The 21214-nt window shown below is 74.7% G+C and carries 13 protein-coding genes; 6 read left to right on the top strand and 7 right to left on the bottom strand.

The features are described 5' to 3' along the window. Nucleotides 1-38: 38 nt before the first annotated feature. Both CFLA_RS15350 and CFLA_RS15345 read right to left on the bottom strand, forming a co-directional pair. Nucleotides 39-2237, bottom strand: coding sequence for a YhgE/Pip family protein (locus tag CFLA_RS15350; protein WP_013118251.1), 2199 nt, complete (start codon nucleotides 2235-2237; stop codon nucleotides 39-41). A 20-nt stretch (nucleotides 2238-2257) separates the two neighbouring features. Further along, nucleotides 2258-5011 carry an MMPL family transporter gene (locus CFLA_RS15345; RefSeq protein ID WP_013118250.1) on the bottom strand — a complete coding sequence of 918 codons (2754 nt, stop codon included), beginning with the start codon at nucleotides 5009-5011 and terminating at the stop codon, nucleotides 2258-2260. A 142-nt stretch (nucleotides 5012-5153) separates the two neighbouring features. On the opposite strand from CFLA_RS15345, the gene CFLA_RS19195 reads away from it, so the two are divergent. Both CFLA_RS19195 and CFLA_RS15335 read left to right on the top strand, forming a co-directional pair. Further along, nucleotides 5154-5813: a TetR/AcrR family transcriptional regulator gene (locus CFLA_RS19195; RefSeq protein ID WP_013118249.1), complete on the top strand. Its 660-nt coding sequence runs from the start codon at nucleotides 5154-5156 to the stop codon at nucleotides 5811-5813. An 82-nt stretch (nucleotides 5814-5895) separates the two neighbouring features. Then, nucleotides 5896-6630, top strand: a complete 735-nt coding sequence (locus tag CFLA_RS15335) for a cupin domain-containing protein (protein ID WP_013118248.1) — start codon at nucleotides 5896-5898, stop codon at nucleotides 6628-6630. A 40-nt stretch (nucleotides 6631-6670) separates the two neighbouring features. On the opposite strand, the gene CFLA_RS15330 is transcribed toward CFLA_RS15335, so the two are convergent. Next, nucleotides 6671-7837, bottom strand: coding sequence for a PrsW family intramembrane metalloprotease (locus tag CFLA_RS15330; protein WP_013118247.1), 1167 nt, complete (start codon nucleotides 7835-7837; stop codon nucleotides 6671-6673). 109 nt (nucleotides 7838-7946) lie between these two features. Between CFLA_RS15330 and CFLA_RS15325 the strand changes: the two genes are divergently transcribed. Continuing rightward, nucleotides 7947-8564, top strand: coding sequence for a sugar O-acetyltransferase (locus CFLA_RS15325; RefSeq protein ID WP_013118246.1), 618 nt, complete (start codon nucleotides 7947-7949; stop codon nucleotides 8562-8564). Between the two features lie 318 nt (nucleotides 8565-8882). Here the strand turns inward: CFLA_RS15325 and CFLA_RS15320 are convergent, their stop codons facing one another. Further along, entirely contained in the window at nucleotides 8883-12200 is a 3318-nt protein-coding gene (locus tag CFLA_RS15320) for a glycoside hydrolase family 9 protein (RefSeq protein WP_013118245.1), read from the bottom strand. A gap of 361 nt (nucleotides 12201-12561) precedes the next feature. On the opposite strand from CFLA_RS15320, the gene CFLA_RS15315 reads away from it, so the two are divergent. Next, nucleotides 12562-13590 carry a LacI family DNA-binding transcriptional regulator gene (locus CFLA_RS15315; protein WP_013118244.1) on the top strand — a complete coding sequence of 343 codons (1029 nt, stop codon included), beginning with the start codon at nucleotides 12562-12564 and terminating at the stop codon, nucleotides 13588-13590. A gap of 157 nt (nucleotides 13591-13747) precedes the next feature. On the opposite strand, the gene CFLA_RS15310 is transcribed toward CFLA_RS15315, so the two are convergent. Next, nucleotides 13748-15460: a bifunctional 3'-5' exonuclease/DNA polymerase gene (locus CFLA_RS15310; RefSeq protein WP_013118243.1), complete on the bottom strand. Its 1713-nt coding sequence runs from the start codon at nucleotides 15458-15460 to the stop codon at nucleotides 13748-13750. A gap of 78 nt (nucleotides 15461-15538) precedes the next feature. After that, nucleotides 15539-15865 (bottom strand): hypothetical protein, encoded by a 327-nt coding sequence (locus CFLA_RS15305; RefSeq protein WP_013118242.1) that lies wholly within the window; start codon nucleotides 15863-15865, stop codon nucleotides 15539-15541. Nucleotides 15866-16158: 293 nt separating this feature from the next. On the opposite strand from CFLA_RS15305, the gene CFLA_RS15300 reads away from it, so the two are divergent. Next, on the top strand, nucleotides 16159-18450 hold the full coding sequence (locus CFLA_RS15300; protein WP_187291372.1) for an exo-beta-d-1,3/1,6-glucosidase: 2292 nt from the start codon (nucleotides 16159-16161) through the stop codon (nucleotides 18448-18450). Between the two features lie 265 nt (nucleotides 18451-18715). Next, entirely contained in the window at nucleotides 18716-20017 is a 1302-nt protein-coding gene (locus tag CFLA_RS19190) for a M23 family metallopeptidase (RefSeq protein ID WP_013118240.1), read from the top strand. A gap of 68 nt (nucleotides 20018-20085) precedes the next feature. Here CFLA_RS19190 and CFLA_RS15290 read toward each other — a convergent pair whose 3' ends face one another. Then, a complete protein-coding gene (locus CFLA_RS15290; protein WP_013118239.1) occupies nucleotides 20086-21129 on the bottom strand; it encodes a LacI family DNA-binding transcriptional regulator in 1044 nt (347 codons plus the stop codon). Nucleotides 21130-21214 lie beyond the last annotated feature (85 nt).

Here is a 21214-nt window from a genome sequence, read left to right as displayed (position 1 = left end):
TGGGCGGGCTGGATCGACGTCTCGCGGTCCGGGGTGGGTCAGGCGTAGGCGGTGACCGTGCGGGGGCCGACGGCCTGGCGGGCGCGGGCGGCGGCGCCCGTCGTCGCCAGGAGGCTCGCGACGCCCCACAGGGCCAGGCCCACGACCGCGCCGAGCAGCGACGCCGGGCTCTCGCCGACGACCGCGCCGATCCCGTCGGACACCGCGCTCAGCGGCAACCACGCGACCGTCGAGCCGACCCACGCCGGGACCGTGGCCGCCAGCCCGGCGACGAGGAACGCGAAGCCCGCGACGACGGCGACGACGCGGCCGGCCGTGCCGAACCACGCCGCCACGGCCTGCTGGAACGCCGCCAGCGCGACGGCGCCGACCGCGCCGACGAGCGCGAGGCCGACGACGCGCACGGCGTCCTGCCCGGTGATCCCGCCCGCGAGCACCCCCACGCCGGCACCGGCGACGGCCGAGACCGCGACGGGCAGCGCGAGCGCACCGGCGGCCAGCGCGAACGCCGACCGCGTCGAACCCGCGACGCGCACCGGCAGCGGCCGGAACACGAGGAACAGCACGAGCGCACCGACCCACAGGGCCACGGCGACGAGCGTGGAGACGAGCCCGAGCGGCGCGGACACCGCGGTGGCCGGGGCGGCGACGGGTGCCGTGACGACGCGCGCGAGGTCCGCGCGCTGGTCCTCCGGCGTGGTCGGCAGCTGGTCGACCGCCTGGCCGAGGCCGTCGCCGAGCTGGGCCGTACCGTCGGCGAGCTGCACCGCGCCGGACGTCAGCTCGGCCGTGCCGTCGGCGAGCTGTCGGCTGCCGTCGGCGAGCTGCCCGACGCCGCCGTCGAGCCGCGCGACGCCGGCCGCGAGCTCGGAGGTGCCGTCGGCGAGCTGCGACACGCCGCCCGCGAGGCTCGAGGCCCCGTCCGCGAGGCCGTTCGCACCGCCCGCGAGCTGGCCGAGGCCGTCCGCGAGCTGGCCCGCACCGCCGGCGAGCTTCTGCGCACCGGCGTCGAGCTCCGCGGCACCGCCGGCGAGCTGCTGGAGGCCGACGACGAGGCCCGGGTTCTCGGGGGTGCCGGTGCCGTTGACCGCGGCGGCGATGCCGTCGGCGAGCTCACGCGCACCGTCCGAGAGCGGGCCCAGGCCGTCGCGTAGCGCGACGAGCTGCGCGCGCTGCGCGATCAGCGTGCGGCAGGTCTCGTCCGCCGACTCGGCGGTGCACGACAGGGCGGCGATGTCGCTCCCCACCTTGGCCAGGGCGCCGTCGACCAGCGGCCTCACACCGGCGGCGACACCGGAGAGATTGGTCGCGAGGTCGTCGGCACCCGCGGCGAGGGCCGGCAGCCCACGACTCGTGTCGCTCACCCCCGCCGACGTCGCCGCCAGCCCGCCCGCGAGCTGCGACGTCCCCGCCGCCAGCCCGCCCGCACCGGTCGCGAGCTCACGCGCCCCCGCCGCCGACCGCCCCGCGCCGTCGGCGAGTTCCCGCGCACCACCGGCGAGCTGGCGCGCACCGCCCGCGAGCTGCCGCGTCCCGGTGGCGAGCTCGTACGAGCCCGAGCGCAGCTGCCCGGTCCCGTTGTGCAGCTCCGCCACACCGTCCGCCAGTCCGACCGTGCCGTCCGCGAGCTGCTGCGTACCGTCCGCGAGCTGCCCCGCCCCGTCGGCGAGCTGCACGGCACCGTCGGCGGCGTCGCCGAGGCTGTCGGAGAGCGTCGTGAACCCGACGAGCACGTTCTCGACGTACGTCGTGGTGAGCTGCGCGCCGAGCACGCGGGTCGCGGTGGTGGTGACGGTCGCGGCGACGGCCTGGTCGACGGCGGTCGCGCCGGGCAGCGTCGTGATCTCGATGGTCGCCTGCTCGACGTCGTCACCGGAGGCGAACGACGTGGCGGCGGCGGAGAAGTTCTCGGGGATGGTCACGACGGCGGCGTACGTGCCGTCGTCGATGCCGGCGGCGGCGCCCGCCTCGTCGGTGACGACCCACGCGTAGTTCGAGTCGACCTCGGCGCCCTCGACGAGCGCACCGGCGAGCTGCCGGCCGAGCGGCGTGTACTGCCCCTCGAGGGTCACGGGCTCGTCCTGGTTGACGATCGCGGCCTGGACGCGCGGGAGGCCGTCGGCCGGGGCCCACGCGGCGGCGAGCAGGACGACGACGAGCGCGAGCGGGGCGGCCAGCGCGACGACGACGGCGGGCCACCGCCGCACGGGCCGAGGGTTCACCGAGGTGCGGGACATGGGGGTTCCTTCCGGCGCGTTCACGCGAGGGCTCCGGCCTGCGGTGCGAGGGTCGTGACGGGGGTGCCTGCGGGGAGCAGGTCGTCGGCGGGGGTGCTGCCGACGACGCCGAGCAGGAGCGTGGCGCCCGCGTCCAGCGCACGGGACAGTGCCGCGGCGACGTGCGCGCGCTCGTGCGGGTCGGTGACGAGGTCGGTGCGGTCGACGGCGAGCACGGGCGGCCGCTCGGCGACCGCGGCGTCGAGCGCGTCGACGCCCTCGGTGCGCAGGTCGACGTAGCCGACGCGGCGGCGCACGGCGGCGGCGCGCACGGGCAGGAGCAGCCCGTCGACCTTGAGGTCGCCCGCCTCGGGTGCCAGGCGCCCGGCGACGGTGAGCAGCAGGGCTGCGGGGCGGGCGGGCTCGTCGGCGTGCGCGACGAGCACCTCACCGCGTCGCACCGCGAGGTCCACGACGTCGGTGCGGTCGAGCGCAGCGAGCCGCAGGCCGCGTGCGGCGACGACGACGTCCGGGTCGTGCGGCCACGCCTGCATGCTGATCTCGCGGTGGAGCGCCTCGCCCTCGACGTCGAACGACGGCAGCACGCGGTCCAGGCCCTTCGGCATCCACCAGGCGCGTTCGCCGAGGATCTGCATGACGGCCGGCACGAGGGTCATGCGGACGACGAACGCGTCGACCGCGACGCCGACGGCCAGGCCGAGCGCGATGGGCTTGATGTTGATGTCCCCCTCGGGGACGAAGGCGAAGAACACCGCGACCATGATGACGGCCGCCGCGGTGACGACCTTGGCGGAGCCGACGAACCCGGTGGCGATCGACGCGCGCGCCTTGCCGGAGTGCACGTAGTCCTCGCGCATGCGGGACACGAGGAACACCTCGTAGTCCATGGCGAGGCCGAAGAGCACGCCCATGAGGACGATCGGCATGAACGAGATGATCGGGCCGAGGCGCGAGACGTGGAGCAGGTCGGCCGCGATGCCGTGCTCGAAGACGGCGGTGACGACGCCGAACGCGGCGGCGACCGACAGCAGGTAGCCGATCGTCGCCTTGAGCGGCACGGCGATCGAGCGGAACACCATCGTCAGCAGGATCAGCGACAGGCCGACGACGAACACCGCGAACGGCAGCAGCGCCGCGCCCAGCTTGGCGGACACGTCGATGCCGACGGCCGTGAAGCCCGTGACGGCCAGGTCGAACCCGTGCTTCTCGAGGATCGTCGGCCGCAGGTCGCGGATCGCGTTGACGAGGTCGGCGGTCGCGGGGTCGGTCGGGCCCGTGGTGGGCACGACCTGCACGATGCCGGTGTCGATGGACTCGTTGGGCGTCGCCAGGGGCACGGAGTCGACGCCGGGCAGGGCCCGCAGCTCGTCGGCGACGTCCTCCATGAGTCCCAGCGGGTCGTCGCTGGTGACGATGCTGCCGGTGACGACGAGCGGGCCGTTGGCGCCGGGGCCGAAGTGCTCGGTGATGCGGTCGTAGGTGACGCGCTGCGAGGAGTCGGTGGGGGCGACGCCGGCGTCGGGCAGCGCGAGGCGCAGGTCGAGCGCCGGGAACGCGAGGGCCAGGAGCGCGCCGATCGTCACGACGACGGTGACCCACGGGCGGGCCGTGGCCAGGCGCACCCAGCCGGCGAAGAACCGGTTGTGGTGCTCGGGCAGGTCCCAGGTGTCGCCGTCGGCGGCGGGCGCGGGAGCCGCGGCGGGCGCGGTCCCGGCGGCCGCGTCCTTGCGGGCACGCCGCGACGGGCGTGGACGCAGGCGCTCGCCGGCGACGCCGAGCATCGCGGGCACGAGCGTGATGGAGACCAGGACGGCGATACCGACGGCTGCGGCACCGGCGACGCCCATGACGGTGAGGAACGGGATGCCGGCGACCCCCAGGCCGACGAGCGCGATCATCACGGTGAGGCCCGCGAAGATCACGGCGGACCCCGCGGTCGCGTTGGAGCGGGCGGCGGCCTCCTGGGTGGGCAGGCCGGTGGCGAGCAGCTCGCGGTAGCGCGAGACGATGAACAGCGCGTAGTCGATGCCGACGGCCAGGCCGAGCATGAGCGAGAGCAGCGGCGTGGTGCTGGTGACCGACGTGAACGCCGCGGCGACGAGCACCAGCAGCGTGGACAGGCCGACGCCGAGCAGCGCGTTGAGCAGCGGCATGCCCGCGGCGGCGAACCCGCCGAGCGTCACGAGCAGCACGATGAACGCGACGACGACGCCGAGCACCTCCGCGATGCTCAGGCCCGGGAACTCCTGCGAGAAGAGCTGTCCGCCGATCGTCGCGTCGTACCCGTCGGGCAGCGCGGCGTCGAGCTCGTCGGCGACGTCCCGCAGGCGGTCCTTGACCTCGTCGCCGATGGCGACGCCCTCGCCCTCGAGCGAGAGGGTCAGCAGCGCGGCCTCGCCGTCGTCGCTGACGGCCGACGCGCCGGGCAGCGTGTCGTCGAACGGCGAGACGGCGGACGTGACGCTCTCGACCTCGAGGAACGCGTCGACGGAGTCCTCGACGGCGGTGACCACGGCCGGGTCGTCGACCTGTGCACCGTCCTCGCCGACGACGAGCACCTGGGCCGTCGTGCCCGCGGCCTGGGGGAAGGTCGCGGTGAGCCGGTCCAGCGCGGCCTGGGACTCGGTGCCGGGGATCGACACCGAGTTGTCCAGCGTGCCGCCGAGCAGGCCGGCGGCCGCGCCGATGAGGACGAGCAGCCCCACCCAGGCGCCGATGACGGCACGTCGTCGGGCGAACGCGGCCCGGCCGAGGCGGTAGAGGGCAGAGGACACAGGTGCTCCCAGGGGCGGTGTTCATGGGGGAGGACGACGTCGTCCGGTGGCCTGGCGGAGGCCTTCGATACAGGACTGTATGCGATACAGGACCGTATCGGAAGCGCTAGGCTGCTGCCCGGCCAGGACGAGGGAGGTGACGATGACCACGGACGTGCTGGACGACGAGGGCGTCTCGCGCCGCCGTCGGCACACGCGCGAGCGCCTGCTCGACGCCGCGTTCGACCTCTTCGCCGACGAGGGCGTCGACGCGACGTCCATCGAGGCCGTGTGCGAGCGCGCCGGGTTCACGCGCGGCGCCTTCTACTCCAACTTCGAGAGCAAGTACGCGCTCCTGCTCGCGCTCGCCGCACGCGAGCACCGCCGCCGCCTGCACGAGCTGCGCGAGGCGCTCGACGTGGCGCAGGCCGAGCGCTCGGACTGCGACGGGCTCGACCTCGACGCCATCACGCGCTTCCTCGAGATCCTCCTCGAGCGCATCTCCGACGACCGTCGCTGGCGGGTCATCAACGCCGAGCTGCGCCTCATCGCGATGCGCCAGCCCGACATCGCGCGGCACCACCACGACCTCGACCGGCAGATGACCGACGAGGTCGCCGACGAGATCGAGCGGGTCATGCCGACGCTCGGTCGCCGCCTCGTGCTGCCCGCGCGCCAGGTGATGCGCGTGCTCGCCGCCGGGTACATGGCCGACCTCGACGCGGCCGACCTGTCGGGCGACCCGCAGCCCGCTGCACGGGCGCGCGAGGACGCCGCGACGTGGCTGCCGGTGGTCGCCGACCGCCTCACGGTCCCGCTGTGACGCGGCCGGCCGGGGGTCGCGCCGCACACCGTCCGGGCGACCCGGGGTGGGCGGAGCGCCGTGGGCGGGGCATGCTGGACGTATGACCAACCTGCCCGGCGGTGTGTCCGTCAGCCGTCTGCGCGTGTACGACTGGCCCGCGCCGGACGGCGCCGGCCGCGCCGGCAGCGGCACACCGCACGTCCACCTCGCGTCGAGCGAGGCGTACGTGGTGCTCTCCGGCACCGGCGCGCTGCACACGCTCGGGCCGGACGGCCACGAGGAGCACGCGCTGCACCCGGGGGTCGTCGTGACCGTCCAGCCCGGCGTGATCCACCGCGCCGTCAACGACGGCGACCTCGAGGTGCTCGTCGTCATGGCCAACGCGGGGCTGCCGGAGGCCGGGGACGCCGTCATGACCTTCCCGCCGGCCGCGCTCGCCGACACCGCGACCTACCGCGCCGCGGCCGCGCTGCCCGGGGAGGGGCAGCTCGGCGCGCCCGACGAGCAGGTCGCGCACGCCGCGCGGACCCGCCGGGACCTCGCGCTGCAGGGTTACGCACAGCTCCGCCAGGCCGTCCAGCAGCACGGCACGGCCGCGCTGCAGCCGTTCTACGACGCGGCCGTGCGGCTGGTGCGCACGCAGGTGCCGCACTGGCAGGACCTGTGGGCGCGCACCGCGTTCGCCGAGCACGAGCAGACGGCCCTCGTGCTCGAGGGACTGGTCCGGGGTGACGCCCCGCACCTGCAGTCGGGACGCAGCGCGCGCGTCGTGGCCGACCTCGCGCCGCGACGGTACGGGATGTGCGGGCGGCTGGAGACCTGGCCGGTCGGCTGACCGCGGCCCGCTGCCGGCGCCCTACCCCGGGGTCGGCCGGTCAGCGTGCCGCGGCCGCCAGCACACGGTGACGGTCGCTCGTGACGGCGGTGAGCAGGTCGCGCTCGGACTCGGTGTGCCGGCGCAGGTCGCTGCGGCCCGTCACGGCCTGCTGACGCAGGAAGGCCAGCGTGGTCGCACCCCGCTGGAACCGCCGCATCGCCTCGCCGGCGGCCGGGCCGCCCGCACGGGTCGCCCAGCCGACGGCCGTGCTGCGCCGCGGCAGCGAGGCGAGCATCTCCACCTCGTGCGGCGCGAACCACCCGGCGGCCGCGTACTCCGTCAGCCGGTGCCGGATCACCGCCGACTCCTGCCGGCGCAGCCAGAAGGCCAGGCCCACGACGCCCGCGAAGACCGGCACCTGCACGACGAGGAACACCAGCAGGAACGCCTCGCCGGCCAGGAGGCTCGTCCCGTTCCACGCCGCGTGGCCGACCGTCGCACCCAGCAGTCCCAGCGGTAGCAGCCCCCACACGGCGTGCCGGCTGCGAGCACGTGCCGCCATGCCGAGCGCGGCGCCCGTGCACGCCGTGAACAGCAGGTGCGCGAACGGCGTCACGAGGCCGCGCAGCACGAACGTCTGGGCGAGTGCGTCGCCCGCCTGGCCGAAGTACAGGATGTTCTCGGTGAAGGCGAAGCCGGCCGCGACGACGCCGGCGTACACGATGCCGTCGACGACGCCGTCGAAGTAGCGGCGCCGCGCGAGGAACAGCACCAGGACGCCCGCGCCCTTGGCGAGCTCCTCGATCACGGGCGCGGACACGACGGCCGCGGCCACGGCTCCCGCCTCCAGGTCGCCGGTCGCCTCCGCGACCGCGTAGAGCGTGACCTCGTTGACGACGAGCGACACGAGCACCGCGACGCCCGCGCCCCACAGCAGCCCGAACACCAGCGCCCCGCGCGGCTCGGGCTCCCAGCGGTCGAGCCACTTCAGGCCCAGCAGCACGACGGTCAGCGGCACCAGGGCCAGCACCGTCCCGACGACTCCGGCGGCCACGCCCACCTGGACGAGGACCAGCCCGACGGCGCCGAGCGCGGCGACGCCGATGAGCGCGACCGCGAGCAGCGCGAGGACGTCACGCGTCGGGTGGGAGCGCCGCTCGGGCACCCACTGCGCGGGGACGGCGCCGGTCGGCGTGGCGGGGCGGTCCGGGTAGGGGCTGCTCACGGGCACACCCTAGGCGCGGCCCGGGACCCCTGTCCCCGGCGGCGGGTGGATCCGCGCCGTAGGGTGACGGGGCGTCCCGGCCCCCGTGGGGCGCCGACGGAGGGGACGCATGGACGAGCAGGAGGTCCGCCGCAGGATGCGGGCGCAGGAGCTGTACGACGACGAGGGCCCGGGCCTGGAGGCCCTGGTCGCGGAGCGGCAGCGCGCCAAGCACCTGACGTGGCGGTTCAACATGTCCGACCCGACCGACGTGCCCGCGCGCCAGGCGCTGCTGCGGGAGATCTTCGGGTCCGTCGGCGAGCGGGTGTGGGTCGAGGCGCCGCTGCAGGTGTCGTACGGCGACAACGTGACGCTCGGCGACGACGTGTTCGTCAACGTCGGCCTCACGCTCGTCGACGACATCGAGGTGACGATCGGCTCGCGTGTGATGATCGCGCCGAACGTGACGATCACGGTCACGGGGCACCCCGTGCACCCCGAGCTGCGTGCGGGCATGGCCCAGTTCTCGGCGCCCGTCGTGATCGAGGACGACGTGTGGCTGGGCGCGCACGTCGTGGTCCTGCCGGGCGTGACGATCGGGGCCGGCTCGATCGTGGGTGCCGGCAGCGTGGTGACCAAGGACGTGCCGCCGAACGTCGTCGTCGGCGGTGTGCCCGCGCGCGTCCTGCGCTCGATCACCGACGAGGACCGCGTCTTCACCTACCGCGCCCCGGGCGCCCTGGCCTGACGCTCCTCCTCGCCGCGTGCGGGGGTCCCGCGCCGAGTGCTGGGGCAACGACCCCCGCACTCGCGTGGTGTCCCCCGCACTCGGCGAGTGGCGGCGGGTGCTGCCCGGCGGTCGTGGTCCGGTTCGGCGTCGACCGAGCCGCCCCCTCCTCCGCCGAGCGGGACCTCGCTCACCGTCACGACCCTCGGACGGGGAGTCGTGTCCCGGTCGGCGGGAAGGGGGTGGGGAGGGGGCGGCCCGGGGCCCGCCGCGCGTCGCCCCGGGGGCCGGGGGACGGTCACCGGAGCGACGTGCGCGGCGGGCCGTGCAGGGCGCGCGTCAGACGCGCGGTCGGGCCCTGCGTGCCATGGCCACCGCACCGGCTCCCGCGACGAGGAGAAGGAGTCCGGTGCCGAGCAGCGCGCCTGCGTGCGCGCCGGTCGCGGCCAGTGGTCCGGCGCCGGCGACGCGCGGTCCGCCGCCGGGGGTGCCGGGCGTCCCGGAGGTGTCGGCCCCCGGGGTCGGGGTGCCGGTGCCCGCGGCCGTCACCGTGAGCGTCGCCGGCTCCGAGTAGGCGCCGCCGAACGCGTTGGCGACGTACGCGCGGTACTGCGCGCCGGAGTCCGCCGTGCGTGCCGTGAGCCGGAGGGTCGCCCCGGTGGCGTCGGCCACGTCGACCCAGGCGCCGTCGACGAGCTGCTGCCACTGCACCGTCGGGGTGGGCGAGCCCGTGGTCCCGACCGTGAACGTGGCGTCCGCGCCGGCGGCGACCGACGTGTCGGACGGGTCCGTCACGACCCACGCCACCGTGCCGGCGTCCGACCGGTCACCGGCCTGCTGGTCGGCGACGAACGACGCCACCCACGAGAGTGCCGAGTTCCAGTTGACGGTGATCTCGTTGGTCGACCACGACTGGATGTCGTCGACGTAGCACAGCTGCGGCGCGCACATGCGGTCCGGGCCGTACAGGCCTGCGATCACCGGGTCCCAGGTGCCGGTCAGCGAGTTGGGGCCGCCGGCGACCGAGCCCTTCGGGGGGTTCGGCAGCGACTCGGTCAGCGAGTGGGCGAACCACCGGCTGTGCTGGTTCTGCGAGAACGCCGTGCCGTACCCCGTGACGTACGACAGGTTGAGCGCGTTGCGGCCCAGCAGGTAGTCCATCGACTCCAGGACGGCGTCGGCGAACCGCTGCTCGCTCGTCAGGTCGAACGCGGTCCCGAGGATCACCTGGTTGTTGAGGATCGAGGAGTTCGACCCCCAGTCGTAGTCGCCGTCGGCGTCCCCGGCGTACGCCTGGCCGAACGGCTGGGCCTGCTGCTTCGCGAGGAACAGCTCCGCGCCCTCCACGACCGACCGGCGGATCGCCGTGCGACCGGGGATCTCGGACTCGACGACCGCGAGGTCCATGCGCGCCAGCGCGGCGACCTCGCCCCAGAAGAACCCGTCGGAGAAGACGTCGGCCGTGTGCTGCTCGCTCGTCAGGACCGCGTCACGGAACGCGTTCTCACCGGTGGTGAGGAACAGCTCGGCCGCGGCCCAGTAGGCCTCGTCGCTGACGTCCGTGTCGTCGTACGGGCCACCGCCGGGGCTCGGGTCGGCGTTGGGCGCCGGCGCGAGCAGGACGGGGTTGGCCTGCGCCGCGTCCCAGGCCACGCGGGCCGCGGCGAGCAGCTCGGCGGCGAACTCCGGGTCGTACGGCTCCCACAGGCGGGCGCCCTGTGCCGCGACGGCCGCGAGGTTGAGGGTCGCCGCGGTCGACGGACGGTGCAGACGCCGCTCCTGCGGGTCGTCGGCCGGCATCAGCGGCAGGCCCGTCCAGTCCACGTCGTGCACCTTGTGGTGGACCATGCCGGCCAGCGGCTGCCCGGCGGGGACCTGCATGCGCAGCATCCACTCGAGCTCCCAGCGGGCCTCGTCCAGCGGGTCCGGCACGCCGTTGCTCTGCTCGTCGAGCGGGATGTCCATGCTGCCGTCGCCGAGCGCGTCCGGGTCGCCGGTGGGGGCGTACAGGGTGCGCTCGTAGGTGCCGAGCAGCTGCGCGACCGCGATGCCGCCGTTGACGACGTACTTGCCGTGGTCGCCGGCGTCGTACCAGCCACCGGTCACGTCGAGCGTGTAGTCGCACGTCCAGTCGCCGTAGAGGTTCTGCGCCTCCGCCGGGGTGATGCACGGGACGGCGACGTCACCCTGGTTGGGCGTCGCTTCGCCGGGGCGCCCGACGTGCCCGGCGGCGCGCGTGAACCGGGCGTCGCCGATGATCGCGCCGTCGATCGCGATGCCGGAGCGCACGGGGTAGAAGTAGTCGAGCGCGTCCTGCCGCAGGTCCTGGTAGATGCCGGCGTCGACGACGAACGGGTGGCTCGTCTCGCCGTCGGCCCGCAGGGTGTAGGAGCCGGCGGGGACGCCGCCGAGGTCGATGACGTGCACGTTGAGGCCGGCGCTCGGGTCCACCCCGTGCGGCGTGGTCTCGCCCGTCTCCACGACCGTGGCGCCGGACAGCAGCTCCCACGTCACCGCGTCCGTCTCGTCCGTGACGAGCGTGGCGCGCTGCGGACCGTCGGGCAGGTAGCCGACCTGGTTGACGCGCACCCGCGGGCCGGTCTCCGGCGCGTACGGCGGGGGAGCCTGCGTGGTCTCGACGAGCGACAGGCTCGTGACGCAGAACGTGTACGGAGCGACCTTGCGGCCCAGCTCGACCTGGATGCGCCCCCACGCGGTCGCGGGGTCGGAGCTGAAGGTCGCGTCCGCGGTGAACGGGTACCGGAACGTCTGGGGCGTGGTGGTCAGTGCGGCCTCGGTCGACAGCACGCGGTGCCACGGGTCGCCGTACTGCCCGACGAGCACGTTGACGTTCGCCTCCTCGCTCGCGTAGGCGGTGAGCTCCAGGACGTAGTTGCGGCCCTCCACGACGTCGACGTACTTGTACTCGAGCCCTGCCTCGTACGGGTTGGCGTAGCCCCCCTGCAGGTCGATGCAGGCGCTCACGCCGTCGGTGCCGGGCCGGGCGGTGCCGCCGCCGGCCGAGTCGTACATGTCGAACTCGCCCATGTCCCCGGCCGTGAAGTCGTGGACGATCCGCGTGCCCGACGTCAGCGAGAAGTCGTCGACGCAGAACGTGTACGACGCGGACTGCCCCCCGAGCTGGAAGGACACCTGGCCGGTCGCGCTGGTCCAGTCGTCGTCGACGGGGGAGACGGCCGGGTCCGGGCTCGTCGGCCAGTCCGCGGGGGTGAAGGTGAACTCGACGTGCGTCGGCGTGGACGTGCCGTCGAGCACGACCGAGTGGCCGAACGCCGCGGGGTACCCCACGCCGCCCTGCATCGGGACCGTCACCGGTGCGCTGGCGTGCGCGTCGAACGACACGGTGTACGTCGCGTCGCGCTCGTACGTCACGTCGTCGTGCTGGAGCGCGATGTCCCACGGCTGGTCGCCGCCGTCGACGACCGCGCACAGCTCACCGGTGTCCGCCGACGACGACACCGAGCCGGTGTTGTCGTAGGAGAACCAGCCCTGCGGGCCGTCGGAGAAGTCGTGCACGGTGCTGACGGGCGCGCCGGAGGCGGTGGAGGCGAGGGCCGGCGCGACGAGCAGCGCGGCGGCCGTCGTGCCGGCCAGCCACCGGACGCGCCTGCCGCGCGGGTCGGGTGTGGAAACCACGGTGTCTCCCAGGGTGAGGGTGCACGCCGGACGGGGCGTGCGGTCGGGTGGTGCATCGGGTCGTGTCGGCCTCGACGTGCCGTCGCGGCTGGTAGCGCTTCCATGCGGGCCTGGCGCACGTGACGCCTCGTTGCCGGCACGCTGCCTCGACCGAGCCGACGCAGTCCGTGATCCGAACTGGACGCGCTTCCAGTCGCGGCTCCGATCGTGCGGCCGTCCGCGCGAGGTGTCAAGGCAAAGCGGCTGATCATCGCCCTGACGGGTGAGCCCGGTCGGGCGGGACGTCCCTCCGGAAGCGCTGCCGGACCACGGGCCGGCGGTGGTAGCCTCACGCCGATCCGCACGGGCGACAGGGGGACCGATGACACCGCGCGACGGTCGGGCGCCCACGCTCGACCAGGTGGCCCGGCTGGCGGGGGTCTCCCGCTCCGCGGCGTCCCGGGCGATCAACAACGCGGTCCACGTCAGCCCCGCGACGCGCCAGGCCGTCGAGCGTGCCGTCCGCGAGCTCGGGTACGTGCCGAACGTGACCGCCCAGGCGCTCGCGCGGCAGAAGGTCGGCGCGGTCGTCCTGGCGGCCTCGCACGACAACGCCGAGCTGTTCGGCGACCCGTTCTTCGGCCAGGTCATCGTCGGCGTCACGGCCGCGCTCGAGGACACCGACCTCGACCTGAAGCTGCTGCTGTGCCACTCCGAGCGCGGCCACGACCGGGTGCGGCGCATGCTGCGACGGCCCCGCGCCGACGGTGTCATGGTGATGGCCCTGCGCGGCGACGACCCCCTGCAGCGCATCGTCGAGGCGTCCGGCCTGCCGACCGTGTACGGCGGCCGGCCGCTGCACGGGCGCCCCGAGTGGTACGTCGACGTCGACAACCGCGACGGCGGGCGGGTCGCGGCCGAGCACCTCGTCGCGCTCGGCCGGCGTCGCGTCGCGACCATCGCCGGGCCCACCGACTCGCACGCGGCCGTCGCCCGCCTCGACGGTGTCCACGACGCGCTGTCCGCCGCCGGCCTCGACACGGCCCTCGTGGAGCACGCTGACTTCACGTGCGACGGCGGTGCGCACGCCATGCAGCGGCTGCTGCGCCGCGACCCGACGATCGACGCCGTGACCGCGGCGTCCGACAACATGGCGGCCGGCGCGGTCCGGACGCTGCAGCGCCATGGGCGCAGCGTCCCGCAGGACGTCGCCGTCGTCGGGTTCGACGACCTGCCGATCGCGGAGCTCGCGCACCCGACCCTGACGACCGTGCAGCAGCCGATCCGCGCGCTCGGGCACGAGATGGCCCGCACGCTGCTGTCCGTCATCGACGGCGGGACGCCCAGCTCGTTGCTGCTGCCGACGCGCCTCGTCGTACGCGAGTCCGCACCGGACGTCCCCGACCGCTGACCCCCTCCGCCGACCGGAGACTGACTCACCGACTCGGCGCGCCGACGGTGAGCGGTGTTCCGGTGGGCGATGTCGGTGCGCGCCGAGCGGGACCTGGCTCACCGCCTGGTGGGCGTGACGGTGAGCGGTGTTCCGGTGGGCGTCGTGGAGTCGGGCGTCAGGCGTCCGCGTAGGAGCGGACCACCGCGAGGTCCAGCGCGAACTCGACCGGCGCGGCGCCGAAGAGCAGGCGGCCGGCCTCCTCGGCGGCCTCGCGCACGGCCGTCGCGACCGCGTCGGCGTCCTGCGCGGGGGAGTGCACCACGACCTCGTCGTGCAGGAAGAACACGAGCCTCGCGCGCCCGTCGCCGATCTCCCGCAGCCGGCGGCGCAGCGACGCGAGCCAGCACAGCGCCCACTCGGCCGCCGTGCCCTGCACGACGAAGTTCCGGGTGAACCGGCCACGGTCACGTGCGCGGCGGCGGGCGTCGCGCACGTCGTCGGGGTCGGCGCCCTCGGCCCCCGCCGCGCCGAGGCGGTCGAGGAACGCGGCGCTCGCGGGCGGTGACGTGCGGCCCAGCCACGTCGAGACGGTCTCGCCGCGCTCACCCGCCCGTGCCGCCGCCTCGACGAGTGCGACCGCCTGCGGGTAGGCGCGCGCCAGGCGCGGCATCAGCATCCCGGCGCTGCCGGTGGTCGCACCGTAGATCGCTCCCAGCAGCGCGTACTTCGCGTCCGTGCGCGTGGGGACGGTGCCCGCGTCGGCGATGCGCTGGTACAGGTCGGAGCCGCGCGCGGCGTCGGCCATCGCGCGGTCGCCGGACATCGCGGCCAGCACACGCGGCTCGAGCTGCGCGGCGTCGGCGACGACCAGACGCCACCCGTCGTCGGCGCGCGCCGCCGCCCGCAGCGAGGCGGGCAGCTGCAGCGCGCCGCCGCCGTCCGTCGCCCACCGCCCCGTGACGACGCCCCCGACGACGTACGCGGGCCGGAACCGCCCGTCGCGCACCCACGAGTCGAGCCACGCCCACCCGTTCGCGCTGAGCAGCCGTGACAGCTTCTTGTACTCCAGGAGCGGCGCGACGACGGGGTGGTCGAGCTCCCGGACCTCCCACTTGCTCGTCGAGGACAGCGAGAACCCCTGCCGGCGCAGCGCCGCGAGCAGGTGCGGCTGGGAGTCGGGGTTCAGGTGCGGGTCCGCCAGCAGCTCGCGGATCGTCGTGACGAGCTCCTCGAGGCGGCGCGGGCGCCCACCTCCGACCGGCCGCGGGCCGAGCAGGTCAGTGAGCAGCTCGTCGTGGCGTACCGGGTCCCACGGCAGGCCGTCGTGCTGCATCTCCGCCGCGACGAGCGCGCCGCCGGACTCCGCGGCGAGCAGCAGCCGCAGGCGGCCGGGCTGCGTGGCGCCTGTCACGGCGTCGAGCTGGTCACGGAGCTCGGCGAGCAGGTCGGGGCCGTCGCCGTCCGCCGGCGCGGGGGCGTCGAGGCTCGGCGGGGGCGAGGCGTCCTCGTCGAGCTCGCGCAGCGCGTCGAGCAGGTCGGGCTCGTGGGGCAGCGGCTCGTCGGGCGCAGACGCGTCGAACGGGCCGGGGGGCGCCTGCTGCAGCCGCGACGCGGCGGCCGACGCCGCGTGCCGCAGGATCGTGTGGCACAGCCGCAGGTCGTGGCACCGCTCGACGCGGACCCCCGCGTCGAGCAGCGGCGGGTACCAGCGGCGCGTGTCGTCCCACACCCAGCGCGGGTGGTCGGCGGCCTCGACCTGTGCGACCACGTCCGTGAGCCCGTCCGCCGCCACGACCCGCACGTCGCCGGGGGTCGCGTCCGCGTCCAGCGACGTCAGCGTGACGGAGCGCGCGTGCGCGTCACGGCTTAGCAGGACGTACGCGGGCACGGCTCATCCTCGCGCGCCCCACCGACACCCGGCACCGGCACCTCGCGCCGGCACCACCGCGACGGCGTAGCGCCCGCGTCAGCGGGACAGGGCGGTACGGACCGCGTCACCGGGCACGGCCAGCAGCACGCTCCCCTCCGCGCCGTCGAGCGTCACGACGAGGTCCGCGGTGTCGGGGTCGGCGACCACGTGCACCGCGTCGTCGCCGGACACCGTGCCCGGGTGGCGCAGCGCGGCCGCGACGACCTCGCACGGCCACATCCAGCGGGTCACGCCCCCGGGCTGCAGGAAGTGGACGACGAGGTGCGCGCCCTCGCGGTGCACGGTCGTGGCGACCGTCGCCGACGTGCGCACCAGCACGCAGTCGGCCGACGTCAGTACCGGTGTCGCACCTGTCTCGCTCATGTCGTCCTCCGTCGCTCGGTCCGCCTGACGCCGGGTCGTGCCTCCCGGTCGACCGCGGGCCTGCCGGGTCGCACCGGACGCTATCGGCGCCCACCGACACAGGGGGGCGAGCCCCGGGGTGAGATACGTGGGCGTTCGAGTGATCTGGGGGGACGGGCCACCCGGAGGGCCGATCAAGGTCGGTGCGGCGCGGCCGACCGGGGGGCCCGGGAGTGCGTTTCCGTGGGCGGGCGTCCCTGGGTTAGCGTCGTCGGGCCGGTCGCACGCTCAACACAGAGGACCCCTTGGTGACCATGCTCCCGTACCAGGACCCGTCGCTGCCCATCCCGGAGCGTGTCGCCGACCTGCTGAGCCGCATGACCCTGCCCGAGAAGGCGGGGCAGATGCTGCAGCTCGACGCCCAGCCGGGCGTCGAGGACCTCGTGCTCGAGAAGCACGTGGGCTCCATCCTGCACTCCTCGCCGCAGCGCGTCCTCGAGGCGCTCGACGCGGTCGAGCGCACCCGCCTGCGCATCCCGCTGCTCGTCGCGGACGACGCGATCCACGGGTACTCGTTCTGGCGCGGCGCGACGATCTTCCCCACGCAGCTCGGCGTCGCCGCGTCCTGGGACCCTGCCGCGGCGGAGGCGATGGCCCGCGTCACGGCCGTCGAGGTGTCCGCGACGGGCCTGCACTGGACGTTCTCGCCGGTCGTCTGCATCACGCGCGACCTGCGCTGGGGCCGCGTGAACGAGACGTTCGGCGAGGACCCGTACCTCATCGGTGAGCTCGCCGCGGCGATGGTGCGCGGCTACCAGGGCGACGGCCTCACCGACCCCACCGCGGTGCTCGCGTGCGCCAAGCACTTCGCCGGGTACTCCGAGACGCAGGGCGGGCGCGACGCGTCCGAGGCGGACATCTCGCGCCGCAAGCTGCGCTCGTGGTTCCTGCCGCCGTTCGAGCGCGTCGCGCGCGAGGGTGCCCGCACGTTCATGCTCGGCTACCAGTCGACCGACGGCGTGCCGATCACGATCAACGAGTGGCTCCTCACGGAGGTGCTGCGCGGCGAGTGGGGGTACACCGGCACCCTCATCACCGACTGGGACAACGTCGGGCGCATGGTGTGGGAGCAGAAGATCGCCCGCGACCACGAGCACGCCGCCGCCCTGGCGGTGGCGGCCGGCAACGACATGGTCATGACGACGCCCGGGTTCTTCGAGGGCGTGCAGAAGGCGGTTGCCAACGGGCTCGTCGACGAGGCGCAGCTCGACGCGGCCGTCGCGCGCATCCTCACCGTGAAGTTCGAGCTCGGGCTCTTCGAGGACCCGCGCCGCCCCGACCCGGTGCGGCAGGCCGAGGTCATCGGGTCCGACGAGCACCAGGACATCAACCTGCAGGTGACGCGCCGTTCGCTCGTGCTGCTGAAGAACACCGGTGTGCTGCCCCTCGGCGGCGGGCTGGAGTGCGCGCTCGACGGGCGGGCCACGGCTCCCGACGGGTCGGAGCCGCCGCCGCTGCGGATCGCGCTGGTCGGCCCCAACGCGGACGACGTCGACGCGCAGCTCGGCGACTGGGCCGGCCGCTCGGGGCAGGTCGACTGGATGCGCGAAGAGGGCCACCCGCGCGACATGACCGAGACCGTCCTCGACGGTCTCGAGGGCCTGCTGCCCGAGAGCTGGGAGCTCACCTACGCGCGCGGCGCGGACATCGGCACGCTCGGGCCGGACCCCGACGGTGAGTTCTACCCCGACGGCCAGCCGCGCATGCCGATCCTGCACCCGGCCGCACCCGACCCGGCGATGATCGCCGAGGCCGTCGCCGCGGCGCAGGGCGCCGACCACGTGGTCGCCGTCGTCGGCGACACGATCGGGCTCATGGGGGAGACGCGCTCGACCGCGACCCTGGAACTCGTCGGCGGCCAGGTGGCCCTCCTCGACGCGCTCGCCGCCACCGGGACCCCGATGACCGTCGTGGTCGTCGCGTCCAAGCCGCTCGTGCTGCCGGAGTCCGCGCTCGGTGCCGACGCGATCGTGTGGGCCGCGAACCCCGGCATGCGCGGCGGGCGGGCGATCGCCGAGCTGCTGCTCGGCACGATCGACCCGGCCGGGCGCCTGCCCGTGACGTTCGCGCGGCACGTGGGGCAGCAGCCGGTCTACTACAACACCCCGCGTGGCCAGCACGGCCACCGCTACGCCGACCACACGCAGGACCCCGCGTTCGCGTTCGGCGAGGGCCTGTCGTACTCGACGGTCGAGTACTCCGACCTCACGATCGCCCAGCCGGTGCTCGGCCGCGACGGCGCCGTGCGCGCGCAGGTCACCGTCACCAACACCGGGTCGCGCCCGTCGCACGAGATCGTGCAGGCGTACGTCAGCGACCTCGTGACGTCCCTGACGTGGGCGGACAAGGAGCTCAAGGCGTACCGGCACGTCGACGTCCCGGCCGGGGAGTCGGTCGTGGTCGACGTCGAGGTGCCCGTCGCCGACTGCACCATCGTCGACGCCGAGGGCCGACGCGTCGTGGAGCCGGGTGAGTTCGAGCTGCTCGTCGGCCGCTCGTCGCGCGACCGCGACCTGCTGCGCGCGGGGTTCACGGTCACGGGCTGACGCCGACGCGCGACCTCCCGCATCTCACCCGTACGGGCGTCACCCGGGAGGGGGATGCTGGGGTGCCTCCCGGGGTGAGGCACGCACGGGCGCGGAGGGGCCCGGAGCGCTCGACGTACGTGGTCCTCGTCACGGTGCACGACCCCTGACCAGCGACCACGCGGGCTGCCACGGTTGCGACCGGCGGGATCCGGGACGACTCCCGGGGGCCGCCGCACCGCGTCCGTGCGCCCGGGGACTCCTCGGGTCGTCGAGAGGAACCATGATGCGCCTTCGTCGCGCTGCAGTGACCGTCCTGGCCGCCGCCGTACTCACCACGATGCTCGCCCCCGTCGCCACCGCGGCGCCGGCCGACTTCGAGCTCCCGTTCCCGTGCGGGGAGACCTGGAAGGGCCAGACCCGTGCCAACCACCCGACGGGCTCGGGGACGTCGCTGGCGCTCGACCTCAACTGGGGCAGCGGCGCAGCCGACAAGGGACGTGCCGTCGTCGCGAGCGCGTCCGGCTCGGTGCGGCTGACCGGGGGCTCCCTCGGCACGGTCGTCATCGACCACCCGGGCGGGTGGGAGACGCGGTACCTGCACATGACGGACATCGCCGTCCGGTCCGGCCAGTCGGTGAGCAGAGGCCAGCTCGTCGGGCGGGTCGGGGACGTCGGCTCCCCCGGCAGCTACCACCTGCACTACGAGCAGCGTCTGCACGGTGGTCTGCGGGCCATCACGTTCGGTGGTTCGCCGATCTCCTACTCGGCCAGCTACACGAGCGCCAACTGCCACAACAGCGCGCCGCAGCCTGCACCGGCGCCGCGGCCCGCCGGGACCGTCTACGAGGCAGGGTTCACCAACGGATGGGCCAACCTCGACCCGGGGACGATCTCCGGCGCCACCGACGTCGCCGCGATGACGGTGAACGGTGTGAAGTACATCTACTCGATCATCGGCGGCACCGTGTACGAGGCGGCGAGCGACAACGGCTGGCGCAACCTGTCGACCACCATCCCCGCCGATGCGGTGGCCGTCACCCACAGCGGGGGTGTCAAGCTGGTCTACACCCTGAAGGACGGGGTCGCGTACGAGGCCGCGAGCAACAACGGGTGGAAGTCGTTGCCGCTCGGCACGATCGCGGGTGCGACGGACATCGCCGCGACGACGCTCGGCAACGACCGCCTCGTCTACACCCTGATCAACGGCTCGGCGCACGAGGCGGCGTTCAGCGGCGGCTGGCGGAACCTGCCGCTGGGGACGGTTCACGGCGCGTCGCGGATCGCGGCGATGAGCGTCGACGGCGTGAAGCTCGTCTACACCCTGCAGAACGGCACCGTCCACGAGGCTGCCAGCAACAACGGCTGGAAGAACCTCTCGACCGGCACCGTCACCGGCGCGTCCGAGCTCGCGGTGGCCGGCAGCGGCAGCCTGAAGCTCGTCTACACGCTCGTCGGCGGCGCACCGTACGAGGCGGCCAGCGACAACGGGTGGCGCAACCTGTGGACCGGGAACGCCGGCGGCGCCACGGGGCTCGCGGCAGCCACCGACAGCGCCGGCGGGCGGTTCGTCTACACGATCCGCTGATCGGCTCACCGCGCGGCGCCGTGACCCGCCCGGGTCGCGGCGCCGCGCCGTGCGCGCAGCCCGGGCGGTCAGCCGCCGGCGGTGCTCTCCCGCACGACCAGCTCGGGCTGGAACACCACCCGCTGCGGGTCGGCGCCGGTGCCGTCGGTGCCCACCCGCAGCAGCAGGTCGGCGGCGGTCCAGCCGAGCGTGTGGGTCGGCTGGTGCACGGTCGTCAGCGGGACGGTCACGAGGCTCGCGATGGGGATGTCGTCGTACCCGACGACGGCCATGGCGGACGGCACGGGCACGCGGGCGCGGCGCAGGGCGCCGAGCGCACCCACCGCCATGAGGTCGTTGACGCAGAACGTCGCGGTGGGGCGGCGGTCGGGTGGCAGCGCGAGGACGCGTGACATGCCGACGGCGCCGGCGTCCATGGTCAGTGCACCGACGGTCACCTCGGTGAGGACGTCCTGCGGGTCCAGGCCGGCGGCGACGAGGGCCGCGCGGACGCCGTGGCGGCGCGCGACGCAGGGGCGGATGGTGTCGGGTCCGTTGACCAGGCCGATCCGGCGGTGGCCCAGCTCGAGCAGGTGGTTGACCGCGAGGGCCGCGCCGCGCGCGTCGTCGACGCCCACGCTGGACACGGGCACCGGCTCGTGCGGCACGTCGAGCAGCACGATCCGCACGCCGCGCTCGTGCATGGCCAGGACGGGCGCCATCGAGGCCTGCGTGGGGCTGATGATGACGCCGTGCACGCCGTGCTCCTCCTGCAGGCGCAGGTAGCGGGCCTCGCGTGCGGTGTCCTCGTCGGACGCCGAGAGCAGCAGCGTGTAGTCGTCGGCGGAGATGCGGTCCTCGATACCGCGGACGACCTCGGTGTAGAAGGGGTTGGCGATGTCGAGGACGACGGCGCCGACCGTGCGGATGACGCCGGCGCGGAGCTGACGGGCCGAGGCGTTGCGCACGAACCCGAGATCGGCGATGGCGCTGCGGACGCGCTCGCGGGTCGCGGGGGCGACGTTGTCGGGCCGGTTGAGGACGTTCGACACCGTGCCCACCGAGACGCCGGCACGACGCGCGACGTCCGTGATCGACGGACGCCGGGGCGGTCCGCCCTGCGTCGTGGTCATCGTCGACCCTCCCACCTGCGTGCATGCTGCCGTCCGTGGTCGGGGGCGATGCTAACCCGCGGTGACGCGGACGCCGGGTTGCCCC

The organism is Cellulomonas flavigena DSM 20109 (genome assembly GCF_000092865.1).
GTDB classification, from domain to species: Bacteria; Actinomycetota; Actinomycetes; order Actinomycetales; family Cellulomonadaceae; genus Cellulomonas; species Cellulomonas flavigena.
This window is presented reverse-complemented; position numbering and strand designations above follow the sequence as displayed.